The 15,051-nt window shown below is 64.9% G+C and carries 10 protein-coding genes, 2 pseudogenes and 1 CRISPR repeat array; of the genes and pseudogenes, 8 read left to right on the top strand and 4 right to left on the bottom strand.

All coding sequences use genetic code 11. The features are described from left to right. Positions 1 to 84 precede the first annotated feature (84 nt). From HNR25_RS27155 to HNR25_RS19270, 6 genes are all read left to right on the top strand, one after another. A complete protein-coding gene (locus HNR25_RS27155; protein ID WP_376767550.1) occupies positions 85 to 618 on the top strand; it encodes a protein kinase in 534 nt (177 codons plus the stop codon). Between the two features lie 632 nt (positions 619 to 1,250). Beyond that, a complete protein-coding gene (locus HNR25_RS19290) occupies positions 1,251 to 1,445 on the top strand; it encodes a hypothetical protein (RefSeq protein WP_184637394.1) in 195 nt (64 codons plus the stop codon). 372 nt (positions 1,446 to 1,817) lie between these two features. Next, positions 1,818 to 3,491 (top strand): Eco57I restriction-modification methylase domain-containing protein, encoded by a 1,674-nt coding sequence (locus HNR25_RS19285; RefSeq protein WP_184637392.1) that lies wholly within the window; start codon positions 1,818 to 1,820, stop codon positions 3,489 to 3,491. A gap of 9 nt (positions 3,492 to 3,500) precedes the next feature. Then, positions 3,501 to 4,229 carry a PaeR7I family type II restriction endonuclease gene (locus tag HNR25_RS19280; protein WP_184637391.1) on the top strand — a complete coding sequence of 243 codons (729 nt, stop codon included), beginning with the start codon at positions 3,501 to 3,503 and terminating at the stop codon, positions 4,227 to 4,229. Between the two features lie 352 nt (positions 4,230 to 4,581). Next, complete coding sequence (locus HNR25_RS19275; protein WP_184637389.1) at positions 4,582 to 5,445, top strand: hypothetical protein; 864 nt, start codon at positions 4,582 to 4,584, stop codon at positions 5,443 to 5,445. 634 nt (positions 5,446 to 6,079) lie between these two features. Then, positions 6,080 to 6,649: a hypothetical protein gene (locus tag HNR25_RS19270; RefSeq protein WP_184637387.1), complete on the top strand. Its 570-nt coding sequence runs from the start codon at positions 6,080 to 6,082 to the stop codon at positions 6,647 to 6,649. Here HNR25_RS19270 and HNR25_RS26160 read toward each other — a convergent pair. From HNR25_RS26160 to HNR25_RS19260, 3 genes and pseudogenes are all read right to left on the bottom strand, one after another. Further along, positions 6,639 to 6,869, bottom strand: coding sequence for a hypothetical protein (locus HNR25_RS26160; RefSeq protein ID WP_246463767.1), 231 nt, complete (start codon positions 6,867 to 6,869; stop codon positions 6,639 to 6,641). The two genes, HNR25_RS19270 and HNR25_RS26160, sit on opposite strands and share 11 nt — an antisense overlap. 31 nt (positions 6,870 to 6,900) lie before the next feature. Continuing rightward, positions 6,901 to 7,164 (bottom strand): annotated as a pseudogene (locus tag HNR25_RS27150) (reverse transcriptase domain-containing protein); the annotation flags it as partial. A 707-nt stretch (positions 7,165 to 7,871) separates the two neighbouring features. Further along, entirely contained in the window at positions 7,872 to 10,196 is a 2,325-nt protein-coding gene (locus HNR25_RS19260; RefSeq protein WP_184637385.1) for a hypothetical protein, read from the bottom strand. 224 nt (positions 10,197 to 10,420) lie between these two features. Here HNR25_RS19260 and HNR25_RS19255 point away from each other — a divergent pair, with 224 nt between their 5' ends. Further along, a complete protein-coding gene (locus tag HNR25_RS19255) occupies positions 10,421 to 10,858 on the top strand; it encodes a hypothetical protein (protein WP_184639749.1) in 438 nt (145 codons plus the stop codon). Between the two features lie 22 nt (positions 10,859 to 10,880). On the opposite strand, the pseudogene HNR25_RS19250 reads toward HNR25_RS19255, so the two are convergent. Next, positions 10,881 to 11,674: pseudogene (locus tag HNR25_RS19250) on the bottom strand (transposase family protein); the annotation flags it as partial. 313 nt (positions 11,675 to 11,987) lie between these two features. Here HNR25_RS19250 and HNR25_RS19245 point away from each other — a divergent pair. Then, positions 11,988 to 12,752, top strand: coding sequence for a transposase family protein (locus HNR25_RS19245; RefSeq protein ID WP_184637383.1), 765 nt, complete (start codon positions 11,988 to 11,990; stop codon positions 12,750 to 12,752). Positions 12,753 to 13,555: 803 nt separating this feature from the next. Further along, positions 13,556 to 15,048: a CRISPR direct-repeat array (repeat unit 29 nt; unit sequence CGGTCCATCCCCACGTCCGTGGGGCTCGG). Between the last annotated feature and the right edge of the window lie 3 nt (positions 15,049 to 15,051).

Raw genomic sequence — 15,051 nt, 5'->3', positions numbered from 1 at the left:
GCGAACCCTCGGTGCCAGGCTCGCACCACCCCGAGGCCCTTACCAGCGAAGATGCCCTAAAACAACGGTGTTGGGGCACCGCACCTGTACGCACCGCCCGAACTCATGGGACCGGCCGGGTTGACGCGAGCCTCCGACCTCTACTCGCTCGGGGTGGTGCTGCGTGAACTCCTATCGGGAGGGTTCGATTACTCCTCTTACTCAACAACCACCGTCGTTGACTCCCTCACGAAGGGCCAGTCACCACTCCGTGAAACGGATCTATCTCTTCCCCCATGGGTATGTCGTGGGCTGCGCAGAATAGTTAGCAAGGCAACTCATCCGAATCCTGATTTCCGGTATCAGACTGCCCGTGAGATGAGCACGCAGATCGCAAGAGTGAAAACTGCAGATTGGCATGAGGTTAGCCCTTCGACGTGGGAGGCTCAGCATCTACGCGACGCCCATGTGACGATTCAGGTTCGTGCCGAGCCAATCAGTGATGGCGTCAGGATCTCCACGAGAAAACGCAAGAACGTTTCGTGGAGGCGAGCGGCCGCGGATGCGACCGCGGCCAGTCTGGATCACCCGGATGTACGAGCCGTCTTCGAAAGAGCCAATAACCTCGCAGTCAATTGATCTGCGGCAAAGTCGATCGCAATGGCATCCTGGTCGGATAGCGGTACGCTACCGAACCCATCCTCTTTCATCTTATCGGGGAGCTTGAACTCCGCGTCGTTCCCAACTCCTACGGGAACGAGGGCGCCTGCACGAGCCAGCGCCCACATCTCTTCCCGAACACCCGCTGCGAAGGCATTGCCGTTCCTGACCAGGGGAGCCAGTACGTCTCGCCAACCACCTGCTGGTTCCGGCGGAAGACGTGACCACAGCTGCTCAACCAGGACCTCGCTAGCCCAAGGGTGCCGGGGCAGACAACACCTAGGGAGGCGAGCAACGCACCGGACTAGCAGCATACCGGCAGGTGAAAGCGGTGACATCGCCAAATCCTCCTCCCCGGCGCAGGCGCTCGTATACTTCAGCGTGCACACCGACTCGCGAGGATGCAAGGCCCTATACGCACGCCTGGACACGAACATCTCACCCGCGAAGTTCCGATGCGGCAGTCATACCAGGAGTCGCTGACATTCGGTCGCAAATCCGTACCAAGTAGCGACCGCCAACCCGCTCCGCATGGTCGTGGTTAAGACTCCTCGGTTCCCCAGAGCAACGGCGCCCGTTGCGGCGTCCCGGCCGGCACCCGCGCCGCCAACTTGCGCCTCACCCACCGCGGCTGCAATGTCGAACGCAACAACAGCGCCCCGGTCACCGCCCTCGACGAGGCCCGCAAGCGCGCCGATCTCCTCCGCGGCATCTTCCCGCACTTCCCCGAGGACCACTTCGACCCGCAGCAGATCCTCGACTACGACCAGCGCCACCACGCCCCGAGGCCTTCCGCGCCGCCCTAGCGCGCCAAGTCGAGCGCTACCGCGCGAAGCACGGCGATCCACCGCCTGAACTGCACTAAGCTGCTGTAGCAGCCCTCTCCCCCAGTTCTCCAGCTGCGGGGCCGGCGCCTCGCCGAGAATGAATGTCCATAAACGCATTGGAATGTCCGCATCACCCGCTTCTGGCACGCTTTCCGCCTACGCGGGGGAGTGTCCGTGGCGTAATGTGGCCTGGCGGCTGGAGATCACGTGCTCCCCGTGCCCAGTATCGAGCACGAGGCAGCGATGGCTGCTTCGCTGCTTCGCGCCCGCAGGCCGGCGGTGGGCCACATCGGCCGCCGCTTTGCCTGTGGATACAGCCGTTCCAGGCTCTGATCCTTGTACAGTCCAGATGTGACACAGCTAGGGCTCCACCAGGACGATGACCTGCTCCCTCCCTCGCTCCAAGAAGCGATCGAGCACGGAGAGGTGTTCACCCGCCCCTGGGTCGTGGAACTGCTACTCGACCTCGTCGGCTACACGCCCGATCGCGATCTCGCCCGATACGTGATCGCCGAGCCCGCCTGCGGCCGCGGAGCGTTCCTCGGGCCGATCGCCCGCAGACTCAGTGAGTCCTGCCGTCGCCACGGGCGCAGCCTGGACGAGGCCCTCCATTCCGTCACCGGATTCGACCTCCTCGCCGACAACGTCGAATCCAGCCGTGCCACGGTGCGGCAGGAACTCGCTGCCCACGGGTGGGGCGCAGCCGAGGTCCACCGCTGTGCCGAGGCGTGGGTCCGCCAAGGCGACTACCTCCTCGATCAGCACAGGGACCGGGGGATCGACTACGTCGTCGGCAACCCTCCCTACATCCGCCTCGAAGACGTCCCCGCGGCGCGCATGTCCGCCTACCGCGCCGCCTATCCCACCATGGGCGGACGCGCGGACATCTATGTCGGTTTCTACGAGGCGGCCCTGCGGAGCCTCAACCCTGACGGGGCCCTGGGCTTCATCTGCGCCGACCGATGGATGCACAACCAATACGGATCCCACTTGCGGGAATTCGTGACGCGCTCCTATAGCGTCGATGCCGTCATCTCCATGCACGACGTCGACGCCTTTGAGGAACAGGTCGCGGCCTATCCCGCGATCACCGTCATCAGCAACCGTGCACAAGGCGAGGCGGTCGCCGTCGAGACGTCCGGCGACTTCTCCGCCGAGCAGGCCGGCCGGCTGCGGAAGTGGATGCGTGGAGACGGCCCGGCGCTGGTGGAGGAGACCGGTTATCAGGCCGCGCGACTCCCCCACTGGTTCAGCGGCAGTGATTTCTGGCCGAGCGCTTCCCCGGCCCGCCTGGCGTTCCTCGAAGATCTCAGCGACCGGTTCCCGGTTTTGCAGGACCCCGCCGGCACCACACGCGTGGGCATCGGTATCGCCACCGGGGCCGACAAAGTCTTCATCACCACCGACCCCGACGCGGTCGAACCTGAGCGCCTGCTTCCCTTGGCCACGGTGCGCGACACCGCCTCAGGCACGTTCGCTTGGCAGGGGCGCTACCTGATCAACCCGTGGACTCCCGCCGGCGACCTGGTCTCGCTGCAGGACTTCCCCAAGGTGCGGCGCCATTTCTCAGCCCATGCCGATGCTCTGCAGCGGCGCTATGTCGCCGTGAAGCAGCCCCACCGCTGGTATAAGACCATCGACAAGGTCGACCATTCGCTGATCGGCCGCCCGAAGCTGCTCCTGCCCGATATGAAGACCACCATCCATCCCGTGCTGGATGAAGGCGGCTTCTATCCCCACCACAACCTGTACTACATCGTCTCCGACACGTGGGATCTGCGGGTGCTGGGCGGGCTGCTCCTGTCGGGTGTCGCGCAGGCCTTCGTCCATGCCTACGGAGTCAAGATGCGCGGAGGCACCTTGCGGTTCCAGGCCCAGTACCTGCGCAAGATCCGGGTTCCGCATCCCGAACAAATCGGCGATAAGGTTCAGGCGGCGCTGCGGGACGCCTTCGAGCGCCGCGATGTCGCGGCTGCGACTCAGGCGGCCCTGGACGCCTACCGGCTGGACGAGCTACCCGACTAGGAGACCCCGTTGGCGGTCACGCGAGAGGACTTCGAAGCTGCGATCGCCGAGTACTGGGGCGCCAAGGACGCGCAGAACAGCAGTTCTCAGGTCCGGGGCCGTGTCGGCGCCGGCACCGCCGGAGCCGTCCGAGGCGGCAAGCATTTCGACGTGATCGCTGAACTCATCGCGAAGTTCTTCTTAGACGCGGGGTACCCGGAAAGCTCCGTCAGGATCACCAAAAGCCAGGGGATGGAGCTCCCAGGGTACTATCGCCCCCAGAAGCAGTGGGATGTCGTTATCGCCCATGGCGACACCCTGGTGGCTGCCTTTGAGATGAAGGCGTTGGGCGGCCCGTCGTTCGGCAACAACTACAACAACCGGATCGAAGAGGCGCTGGGGAGCGCCGTAGACCTGCGCCGGGCAGCTCTGGCAGAGATATACCCCGGAGAGAAGCCATGGCTCGGCTACTTTTTCATCATGGAGGACCATGAGAAGTCGAGGACACCGGTCCGCCTCGCACCCAAGGCACCGATCCCGTCCGAGAGTGTATGGCACAACACCTCATACCAGGAACGGTTCGCCATCTTCTGCCGGCGACTCGTCGAGGAGAACCTCTACGATTCCGTGTGCTACGTCACCTCGTCCAAGGAAAACCCCTATCCGCGTGAACCTGTAGAGGCTCTTGATTGGGCCCATTTCAGCGCGGGCGTCAATGCGCGTATCAGCTATCTGCGCGACCTCGGGTTCCCCGGCTAGCAATCCAACACGCTCTGGCCGAGCTGACTCGATCACTGCTTGCTGCCGGGAGCAGCTTTGAGCGGTCCCCAATCCGAGGGCCGGATCGGCAATGGCGATCACCTGAAGAGTCGGCACTCCTGGCATGGAGGTACCCACCTAGTATGAGCACGTCAGCCGCACCGGGAGCCATCCGAACACCGCAGTCATAACTTGGGCGCAGAACGCTGAAGCCCGGACGTGACGCGGCGCGCTGGCGCTCGCCACCTCCTAAAGGACGGTCCCCCGCCGGGTGAGCCAGCGCGGTTCCCGGCAGACGGGCAGCACTGCGTGAAAATCCGAGAATGCCGCTTCCGCTGGTTAGGATCGTGTCGTGACCGAATACCAACGACTTCATCTGCTTCGGGATCGGCTTGCCGGCCGACCCACAGACGACACCGTCCACCCCGGCACCCCCGAGTGGCTGCTTCCGTGCCTCAAAGAGTGGATGACAGCACATGTCGGACAGCGTGAGGCGCGGGAGGTAACGCTTGAGTTCCGGCTTGCCCCCCATACAGTGAGGGGCCGCTACGACTACTTGAGCCCCCTCCTGAGTCTCAGGGATCTCGATCTTCTGACGGCGATCGATGCGGCGATTCAGCTGGACCGGCGATGGAACGCACCACCAGGAACGCCCGCTAACGAATCCCTCATCGAGAGCTGCGTCGAATTGGGTCGGATCCTCCTTCGTGGAGGATCATACTTGCGCTTCGATCCCGAGAATCGCTGCCTGATGCGTCGCGTCGACGAGACTGCGCAGCTCGCCTACGATCAAGCCTGCGAGAACGCCTCGGATGCTGCCTCGAAGCACCTGCGGAAGGCATGGCACAGTGCTTACCGGACCAATCCGGACCCGGACGGCGCATACGCCGAAGCGGTCCTCGCCGTCGAGGCCGTGCTCAACCCCCTGGTGCATCCCACAGCCGAGAAACCCACTCTCAGCAAATCCTATAAGGCCCTCCAACAACAGGCCGCTTCCGGGAAATGGACTCTGAACTTCGGTGACCCGGAGCGCCCTGCCAAGGAGAGCATCGACAAGCTAATCGGTATGTGCCAACTCCTTATGGAACACCATGATTCCCGGCACGCTGGCGGAATGCTCGCCCGTCAACAAACCCAGGATGAAGCCGAAGCAGCGGTGCACCTCGCTGTCCTGCTCGTGCAGTGGCTCAGCACCGGGGTACTCAAACGCGGCTGACGCAGAATTGGCCACAAAACTCCGTTCCGCGCCCGACAGTCCCACCGAAACGACCATAGGTCGGATCGGGGTCCATGAAAGATGAGGCCCAAGGCGTCGGACTTTGCAGCCGTCGGCACCGGTCCGATCGCCTGCACCCCGTGTCCGTAGGTTCGGCCGGGCTGCGCAGACGACCCGGCCGAGCAGGGCGGTCCCGGCGACGCTGTTGTACGCGGACGCGCCCAGCACCACCACCGTCGCGGCCCCCAGCCGGCAACATGCGTCTGCGCGGAGTCACGGCCGTGCACGCGCCCCTCTCCCCATTCTCGGGCATGGGGCCGTCCTCCTTCACACCCTGCTGGGCTATGTGGCCTGGCCAGTGCGCGACGGTCCGTCCCGGAGTGCGTTGCTCTGCCACCGGGGTCGATGAACCGCGGGCTCCCGAGCCAAGGGCGCGGGACAATGCACCCTTCAAGCTCGGTTCCGCAGGGCGGTGAGCTCCCCGATGATCCTGGCCGCGGTCCACTTGTACTCGCGCCGTTGTGCCTCGATCATGGCGACGCTCACACACCAGGCGGCGCGCGGGGTATGGTCCGAAAGCTCGTACTGGCCGGTTTACCGTAGCGACGATGCGGTGGTGTTTAGGCTGGTTCGGGTGGACACCTACGCAAGCATGACCGTTTCAATCATCGGTGTGCTGCTCACCGGGGCGGCCGTGTACTGGAGCTGGCGCAACGCCCGCCATGCAGGCACCAAAGCGGCCATCGAGACCCATCGCCAGCACGCCGAGCTCACTCCCGTATTCAGGACCACATGTCACGCTCAGAACAAGCACAGCGTCCTGTTGGAACTGATGCTGGCTGGCCCGGTGGGCCTGGACGGGCTGGACCGCGTTGAGGCAATGCTTGCCGATCCTGTACCCGACCGGCAGCCGGTCATCGCCGGAGGCCCCACACAGCAGGAGCTGGATGACCAGGTCTGGGGCCCGTATCGTTTCATGCTCTCCACTACGGGAGTTGTCAGCCACCGTACTGCCGAGGCCCAAGACGTGCGCCCGAATACCCCGATCCGCTTCCGACTGGAGCAGACCCCTGCTCCACACTGGGCTATACCGGCCCACTGGGCTGAGTTCTACGGGCGGAAGCCCGTACTGGTGACGCTCGATTGCTACAAGGATGGATTCAATCCTTGGAGGGTCGAGCGTCAGGCCGTTGTCATGCAGTGATCGTCCGGCTGCCAAATCTCACGATTCCGGCCGACATCCAACTGTCGAAGGCATCGTGCAGGAACAGGTCGGCCAGCACCGGCGAGACCAGCCCGCCCTGCGGCGTGCCCCGATCCCGCGCGATCGTCCGGCCATCGGCGGCAACGGCCTCCACGGCCAGCCACCGCCGCACATACAGCCCAACCCAGGCCGGCAGCCCGAGGCTCTCGACCGCCTTCATGAGCAGTCCCCAGTCCAGCGTCGAAGAAGCCCGCGATGTCGAGGTCGACCACCCATCGGCGCTCCCAGCACCTCTTACGGCACGTTCGGACCGCGTCGTGGGCCGACCGGCCCGGCCGGAACCCGTCGGAGTCCGGATGGAACTGCGGCTCGGCCGCGGCCTCCAGCCGCCGCGCCGCCACCGTCTGCGCCACCCGATCGGCGATGGTCGGGATCCCCAGCACCCTGGCGCCACCGCCGGGCTTGGCTATCTCGATCGATCCGACCGGGTCGGGAAAACAGGAACCCGAGGACATCCGGTTCCAGATCTTGTAGAGGTTGTCCTTCAACCCCTCCTCGAACTCCCCCAGCGCGACGCTGTCGACACCGGCAGCACCCCGGTCGGCCCCCACCTGCTCCCATGCCTGCCAGACCTCCAACTTGGAGATAGAGAACGGCTTGGCCGCCGCTGCTGACTGCGACTCGCTCATACGGATTCCTCCGATCCCCGGTTGATCCATCCGCGAGTCACGCACTGCCCGACCCCTTCGGTCCACCCCCACCGCGCCGAGCACGGGCTTCACCTCTACTACGAGCCGTTCCGCCGGCCTATCCCGACCGTTGTCGAAGCAGGGCCTTCCCACGTTCCGCACAGCCGCAGCAGACCGCGTTCACGCCTCCTATACGCCGGATGCCGCCTGGCCAGTAGACGGGCTCCCGCCAGACTCGTCCCGGGATCTTTTCCACCTCCCGGTTTCGACACCACCTCGTGATCAACGACGCTTCATGCAGAGCACCCTGGCTCGCGCCAGGACAGCGCAACGTCTCCGCAGTCCCCACCTGACGGCTCACGGCCGCCTTTTCCATGTCGCTCACCACGGTCGCGTCACCGCTCCCGCAGCACACGGCGGTTTGAAGCCTCCCCCCGCAGGGCGGCTCCGGAGGGCCTTCCTCCATCAGCTGCACAGCAACAAGTCAGTCGTCTACATCGACTATCTCCTCGGTCGTGCCACACGAAAAGCGCTCATTGGATGAGGCCCACGCGGGAGCCCTGCGACTGCTCGGGCCGAGAACCGAAGAGGTGTGACTGGAGAGCCCAGAAGTTCTGTGATTGATCCTTGAAAGTGAAGGGAGACAACGCGTCGGCGTACAGGGTGGGGCCTGTTGCGGAGGCGGCGGTGGGGCCGATCCGCCACGGCCCGAGTGAACCCTCGAAGCGGTTGTGCCAACGGAAGTCGGCCCACTCTATGGAATCGGCCAGTGAGTCCTCACGCACTGGCCTGAAACTCGCCAAGACACATGAGATGATCCAGCGATCGGGGTGCTTGTGCAGAAACCACGAAGTGAGCATGGGTTCTGCGGAGTACGCCCAGGCGTCGTGGTCCTCGCTGAGTGGCTTCCATTCGCCAAGGAGCGGGGAATCGGGTTGGGCCTCCTGGATGAGTTGCGTAGCGAATGCTCGAGCCTCGTGGTGTGACGCGCGTACCTCGAAGAACCCGCTGACGAAGGTGAGGAACCTGGTGTCGCCGCTGGTGAATATCATGAAAGTCGGTCGCCCCAAAGAAATGCTGGACTTTCGGCGTTCCCCGTATTCGGTGTCGAGTGCGTTGAGGACTGCATCCGCATTCTCCATGAAGGCCACACGGTTTGTCGATGTGATGAGATCCTTGGTAATGTCCGGGCACAAGCGGAGCGTATCTGGGTCACGGATCACCATGACCATTCCCACCCCCAAAGCCGGACCTTGGGTGAGGATCTTTAAGATGAGATCCCTCCCTCCAGGATATCCGAGAACCTTGTCGGAGTCGTCGAGTGCACAAATGATTCCACGGTTCCGCTTGCTGGACTCATGCTTCGGACCGGAGACGAGCCTGATATCGACCTCCTTTGCGACCTCGGAGAGCTGTTTCAGTGCAGCCTCGTGTGTTGGGTCGCTGCCGTCGGGACGGACGAGGACAGGGGAGAAGCGCTTGGAAAGCAGAGCCTGGTGCGCTATGACCCGAAGGAGACTGCTCTTCCCTTGTCCGTCGGTGCCAAGGATGAGCCCATTGGCGACAGTGCCCTTACTGTCGTGCAGACTCCAATGGACAGGCTCACACTCCCGATCGAGGCCGATAGTGATTACTCCTAACCTGCCGTCGTAGGTGGCTTCGCCTTTGTAGGTGAGGGCCTCCTTTTCCGCTGAACGTGCTCTTCTAGCATCCATGATCTTCCTGTGCACCTCCTCTTGGTCATGGGAGGCGCCGAGGCTCTCTCCTCTCGCTTCTTGGCTTGTTTCGTCCGCCAGCTGGTGACTCTCCGAGATTCTGACGGGTGCGGGCTTCCTGATTTTCGGCGCGTCGTTACCGAAGGCCAGCAGTTCCACCCCGGACCCCTCAGCCATGTTGGCGAAGAACGCGGAACCTTCCTCGATGAATTTTGCATTGTCTCTCCAGTCGCTCACCTCTTGTGCCGATACCCCTCGGAGTACCGGTCGTCGCGGTGCGGGCGGGATGTCCTGGGAGATAAAATGACTCCTATTTGGCTCGGATTGTTCTTCTGAGTAGAAACGGGAGAGTCCTTGCCACCCACTGAGGTGTACGTGGAGGAGTCGAAAACCCGCGTCCCTCATCTTCCGCATCGCTGTGGTGGGATTCGCAGCGTTCCAGTTTCTGAGCTGCTCGTTGTAGGGCGGGTTGAAGTAGGAGATAAGGCTGTGCTCGACGAGGTCGATCGAAGTCTTGGTAGTTGTTCCTTCTCTACCAGAGAACACGCTGAGGTACCGCTCCAGGGAAGGGCCGTCCTCGGAATCGTCAATGTGATCATCGCCCTGAAAGTTGCCCCTTTGCAAGATGAGCGGTGACACGAAGATGTCCCAAGGGTCACTGGCGTGGTCCTCATAAATCATCTGGAGCTTTTGGTGATGAGATGTCCTCTCCCAGGCGTTTCCATGGCCACCGGCGAACGCCTGTCCGATGTAGAGGACCTCCTGTTTGGCCACGTCCCGATCCGCCGCGGAGAATAGGGAAGCTAAAGCCCAGGCGTCACCATGGATGACCCGGCCATCGACGTGCAGGGAGAAATAGGAACCCCGATCGTAGGTCTTGAACACGGCTCGATTCCCCTCGTCGATCAACTCGCTACCAAGGGCAAATGTCCTTCTCGTGTTGCTCTCTGGGGAAGTTTCGATGAACTCCAGGGTCAGGATCCCGTCTTTGATCCTGGGGCTTCCCTCCAATATCCGGATGCGAGGCCTACGCGAGATGATGTACCAGTGGCACCCGGACATGGAATTGCCCAGTTCATCTGACCCGAATTTCCGTTGGAACACATGCCTGACCGAGATCGTGTAACCGAGTGTTCCTGCCACTTCGCCTCCCCGACGTACTGTGGTTTCGCCCGCGCCGCGCCCAGCGGGCGCCTTGTGCCCTGTGCCGAGCGCCGACCCTATGGGGATGCTGCCAGAAGCCTCAGACATTTGTAGGTGGTGGTGGACAAGCCGCAGAAATGGGACCTGGGAGCGCATCCTCAACGACCGACCACTTCAGACCGTGCGCGGCGCTGTGGCTCTGCGCTATTTGCGCCGGCGTCTACATGCCCGCCGCCATCCCCGGCACCCGCGGCGTGGCCAGATGGTGGGCCACCGTCGAGGACCGCGACCACTACGCCGCCGACCACGGCCACCCCTGCACGGAAGGGGCCTTACCTGAGCGCGTCCGCCTCGGCGGGCGCGACTCCTCAGGTCATGGCAACACCCAGGACTCACTGCTTCATCACCCACGCGCACAGGGTCGTGCCGCAACCAGGGCAGGCGGTGGGGAGAGCCGGGCCCTGGTCGATCCCGGCGTATGGGTACACACCCTCGATGCCCCTCCGGAAATACAGAGCACCGCGCTTCGTCCCGAGGTCGCCGCGTGGCTGGCGCGCGGCATAGGCGGCGGCACCGACCAACTGTGCAAGTACTACCTCGGAAGCGAAGGACGCTACTGCGACGCGACCCCCACACGCCCCTTCCAGAACGGCCGCTACTGAGCCTTTGCCAACCTGTTCTCCGGGTGGCGATCATGAGGGTCTGAACTGCGGCGACGAGGTCGGAAGCCCGGCTGGGGCAAGAACGGACCTTGCGTAGGACACGCCGGTTCTTCAGTTCGGCGTTGACCCGCTCGCCGGGCCCTCGTTGCCGGGCGTGGGCGGTGTTGACCTCTTTCTGCACCCGCGACAGCCGCCGGTAGCGGCCGGTGTCGGGGTCGATGCGGCGGCGACGCTGCGGGACCCGGATCGCCGGGCCGCCGCCCTGGTAGGCGGTGTCGGCGATCGCGCGTACCCCGGCCGTGGTGAAGGCGTTGATGATGCCGTGCTCGCGGGCGGCGCCCATATCGTGGCGGGCCCCGGGCAGCGCCGGTGAGATCCACACCGGACGACCGGCAGGATCGGCCACGACCTGCACGTTCACTCCGTGGCATTTGTGCTTGCCGCTGTAGAACGCGCGGTCGTCCCCGCGGGACATGGCGACGCGGTCGATGCGCAGCAGCGTCCCGTCGAGGATCACGAAGGCCTTGCCCGCAGCGATCTCGACCGCCTGAGCGAGGGTCGGCGCCATCGTGGCGAGCAGCCCGATCGCCTCGCGCAGGTAGCGGTAGAGGAGTGGAGGTGCCGATCACGAAATCCGCAGGCCAGATCGGCGTAGGTCTCGCCTTTGCGCAGGTAGGCGATGGCGAGAAGGGCCTGGCGGCCGGCCGAGAGCCGGCGCCACCGGGTTCCGACCTGTTTGCGGTGGGCCCGCAGCGCGTCGGCGAGCACGCCGAGCGCGCGGCTGGACACATTCATCCCGGAGGGGTAGGACAGCACGTGAAGCTCCTGGTTGGACGGTTTGATCTAGGCAATCGCCCGTCTACCAGGAGCTTCACTCGTTCGTGGCCACGCCGCGCCGTACACCCTCCGAGCAGCCCGAACACCAGGTTGGCAAAAGCTCACTGCTACGACCACGTACCCGGCTGCTAACTGTCGACGCGTGCAGTGGAACTGGCATTACATCACTGAGCTGATTTCATCCTGAGCGTCCAGGTCACAGCCCCGTACCGGCCCGGCGAAACCGCCCCTGACACAAGGAAGTCCCTGGTAAGTGAGTTAACGACCAAGAAAACCGTCACCAGGGACTCCGATGCTGTTCTACCGCGCCTGCCTGCCGTTGTCACGCCGGACGCTGAACCTCGCCGCCCGCACCATCCGCACCCACCGCCGGGCGGCCCGTTCACGGTGGCGCCGCTTGGATGCGGCCCAGCAGGCCCTGCTCGTGCTGGTCCACCTGCGCAAGGGCGAGACCTTCGCCGAGGTGGGTGCCGGATTCGGTGTGGGCGCCACGACCGCCTGGCGCTACGTCCGCGAGACCACCCGCCTGCTCGCCGACCAGGCACCGAGCCTGGAACAGGGGCTGCGCCGCGTCCGCAGCAACGGGTGGGAGTACGTGATTCTCGATGGCACGCTCATCGCCTGTGACCGCCTGGCCGCCGATCGCCCCTTCTATTCGGGAAAGCACCGCCACCACGGGATGAACGCCCAGGTCGTCGCTACACCCGACGGGGACCCGGTGTGGGTTTCCGGTGCGCTGCCGGGCGCGGTGCACGACACCCGGGCCGCCCGGGTGTGGCGTATCGGCGACCGCGTCGCCGCCGCCGGCCTGTTCGGGCTGGGGGACAAGGGGTATGCGGGCTATTCGCCGGCGGTGCTCACTCCGTTCAAGGGGCGGAACAAGCCGGAGTGGCAGAAGGAGGCCAACCGCCTCCACGCGCGCCTGCGCAGTCCAGGCGAGCGCGTGATGGCCCAGCTCAAGAATTGGCGGATCCTGCGCCGCCTGCGGTGCTGCCCGCACCGCGCCACCGAGATCACCCGGGCGGTGCTGGTCCTTCAGCTACGCGAAGCACGATGAAAAAGGCTCACTACCAACCCGGTATGATTGTTCCCGGCATGGCCGCGTACGGGAAAGCGTGGCCAACCGGGCATGGCTTGCCGACGGCAGCTCGGCGACTCATGGTCGACACCCCAGCACACACGGGAGGACCCACGTGGGGAGCCGATCATGCAGTCAATCGAACAAGAGAGAACCATGCCCGATCTTATTTTCCTTTTTCTCGCTTCTCTTTTGGTTGCTGTAGTAACCGTACTTCTGGCTCGTGAGTCTGGTCGGCCATGGCCTCGTGCACTAACCGAAGGTCTAGCACTCTTCCTGGCGGCTGTTGCAGCCTTCGCTTTCATCGTCCAATAGCAGCCTATGGAGATGTGTGCTCCACCGTCGCTCGGCTGCCACGGGCACGGGCGGCACACGGCGTCACGTCGCGGCATTGCCGACGGAGAGCCGACGGATAAAATGGCAGGTAGCGGCACTATTCGGGGGCGGTCGGCCTCAAACCAGATAACTTCTAATCCGACGGCCGCAGGTTCGAATCCTGCCAGGTGCACCCATTATTGCAGGTGAGCGGCTTACATGCCCTCGCTTGATCCTCCTTTGGGGCCCACGTGTGCTCCACGTGTGCTCTCAAGTTCGGACTCAGTCGCCGCCGCAGGTCAGCGGGCTCCCGGACCAGCGGGCGGTTCCGCAGCGACCCGGGTGTCCTTTCCCCCGAGCCCCCTCCGCCGGTCCTGCCATGGCCCCACGTCGGTCCCACGCCGGCCGCTGCACGACCCTCGTGGCGGGCCCTCGGGCGGATATCGATAGCTCATCGGTGACTTGAACGGTACCTCCTCACAACCGTGGGGCTCGGGGGCGTATGGCTGAGCAGACGATGACCGTACACGGTCCATCCCCACGTCCGTGGGGCTCGGATGTGGATCACCACGGATCTGGAGCTGGCTGACGGTCCATCCCCACGTCCGTGGGGCTCGGATCAGCGTGCCCTCAAGGGGAACCGCCATGGACGGTCCATCCCCACGTCCGTGGGGCTCGGATGTGGATCACCACGGATCTGGAGCTGGCTGACGGTCCATCCCCACGTCCGTGGGGCTCGGATCAGCGTGCCCTCAAGGGGAACCGCCATGGACGGTCCATCCCCACGTCCGTGGGGCTCGGATGTGGATCACCACGGATCTGGAGCTGGCTGACGGTCCATCCCCACGTCCGTGGGGCTCGGTTGCGGTCCAGGGTGAACGCCCCGCCGAAGGGCGGTCCATCCCCACGTCCGTGGGGCTCGGCAGGTACTCCCCCGCGGTGCGTGACGCGTCGTCGGTCCATCCCCACGTCCGTGGGGCTCGGTCGGTCGTCCCGCTGGCGATCGCCGATGCGTGCGGTCCATCCCCACGTCCGTGGGGCTCGGGATGCCGTACTCGACGAGCCAGTCCCACGGCGCGGTCCATCCCCACGTCCGTGGGGCTCGGCCGGAGCGCATCGACGTCATCACGTCGTCCTTCGGTCCATCCCCACGTCCGTGGGGCTCGGGGGTACGCGCGCACGTACGCGCGCGTACCCGCCGGTCCATCCCCACGTCCGTGGGGCTCGGACGACATGACCGACGCCGAGATCGCCGAGCACCGGTCCATCCCCACGTCCGTGGGGCTCGGCGCCGCCCAGTCCGCAGAACTGGTCGAGCAGGCGGTCCATCCCCACGTCCGTGGGGCTCGGTCCCCTTGCGCGTGTCAGGGTGTCCTGACAGACGGTCCATCCCCACGTCCGTGGGGCTCGGTACCGACGGAGTGCTCATTATGCGCACTGCTGCGGTCCATCCCCACGTCCGTGGGGCTCGGTGTTCTCGGTGCTCACGGGTGCGTGCCTCCTACGGTCCATCCCCACGTCCGTGGGGCTCGGGTCCAGGTCCTTGGGGGCGAGCTGGCCGACCTCGGTCCATCCCCACGTCCGTGGGGCTCGGGCCCGCTCGGCGGGGGTGCACATCGAGCTGAGCGGTCCATCCCCACGTCCGTGGGGCTCGGCCCTGCGCCTGGCCCGGCTCTACCGCGAGGAGCGGTCCATCCCCACGTCCGTGGGGCTCGGGCGCGCCTGGCCGAGGCCGCCGACCAGGCGGCCGGTCCATCCCCACGTCCGTGGGGCTCGGCCAAACCGCCCTTGAGCTGGGGAGTGGCGGAACGGTCCATCCCCACGTCCGTGGGGCTCGGGCCTGCGACGACGTGGTGGTGTTCGGGATCGACGGTCCATCCCCACGTCCGTGGGGCTCGGACGTAGGCCCCGGCGCCCGGGCCGCTCTTGTCCGGTCCATCCCCACGTCCGTGGGGCTCGGACT

It is taken from the genome of Streptomonospora salina (assembly GCF_014204715.1).
GTDB classification, from domain to species: Bacteria; Actinomycetota; Actinomycetes; order Streptosporangiales; family Streptosporangiaceae; genus Streptomonospora; species Streptomonospora salina.
This window is presented reverse-complemented; position numbering and strand designations above follow the sequence as displayed.

Coding starts and splice junctions, on each gene's coding strand:
- HNR25_RS19255 (WP_184639749.1), top strand. CDS start 10,421: ATGCCCGCCGCCATCCCCGGCACCCGCGGCGTGGCCAGATGGTGGGCC.
- HNR25_RS19245 (WP_184637383.1), top strand. CDS start 11,988: ATGCTGTTCTACCGCGCCTGCCTGCCGTTGTCACGCCGGACGCTGAAC.
- HNR25_RS26160 (WP_246463767.1), bottom strand. CDS start 6,869: ATGAAGGCGGTCGAGAGCCTCGGGCTGCCGGCCTGGGTTGGGCTGTAT.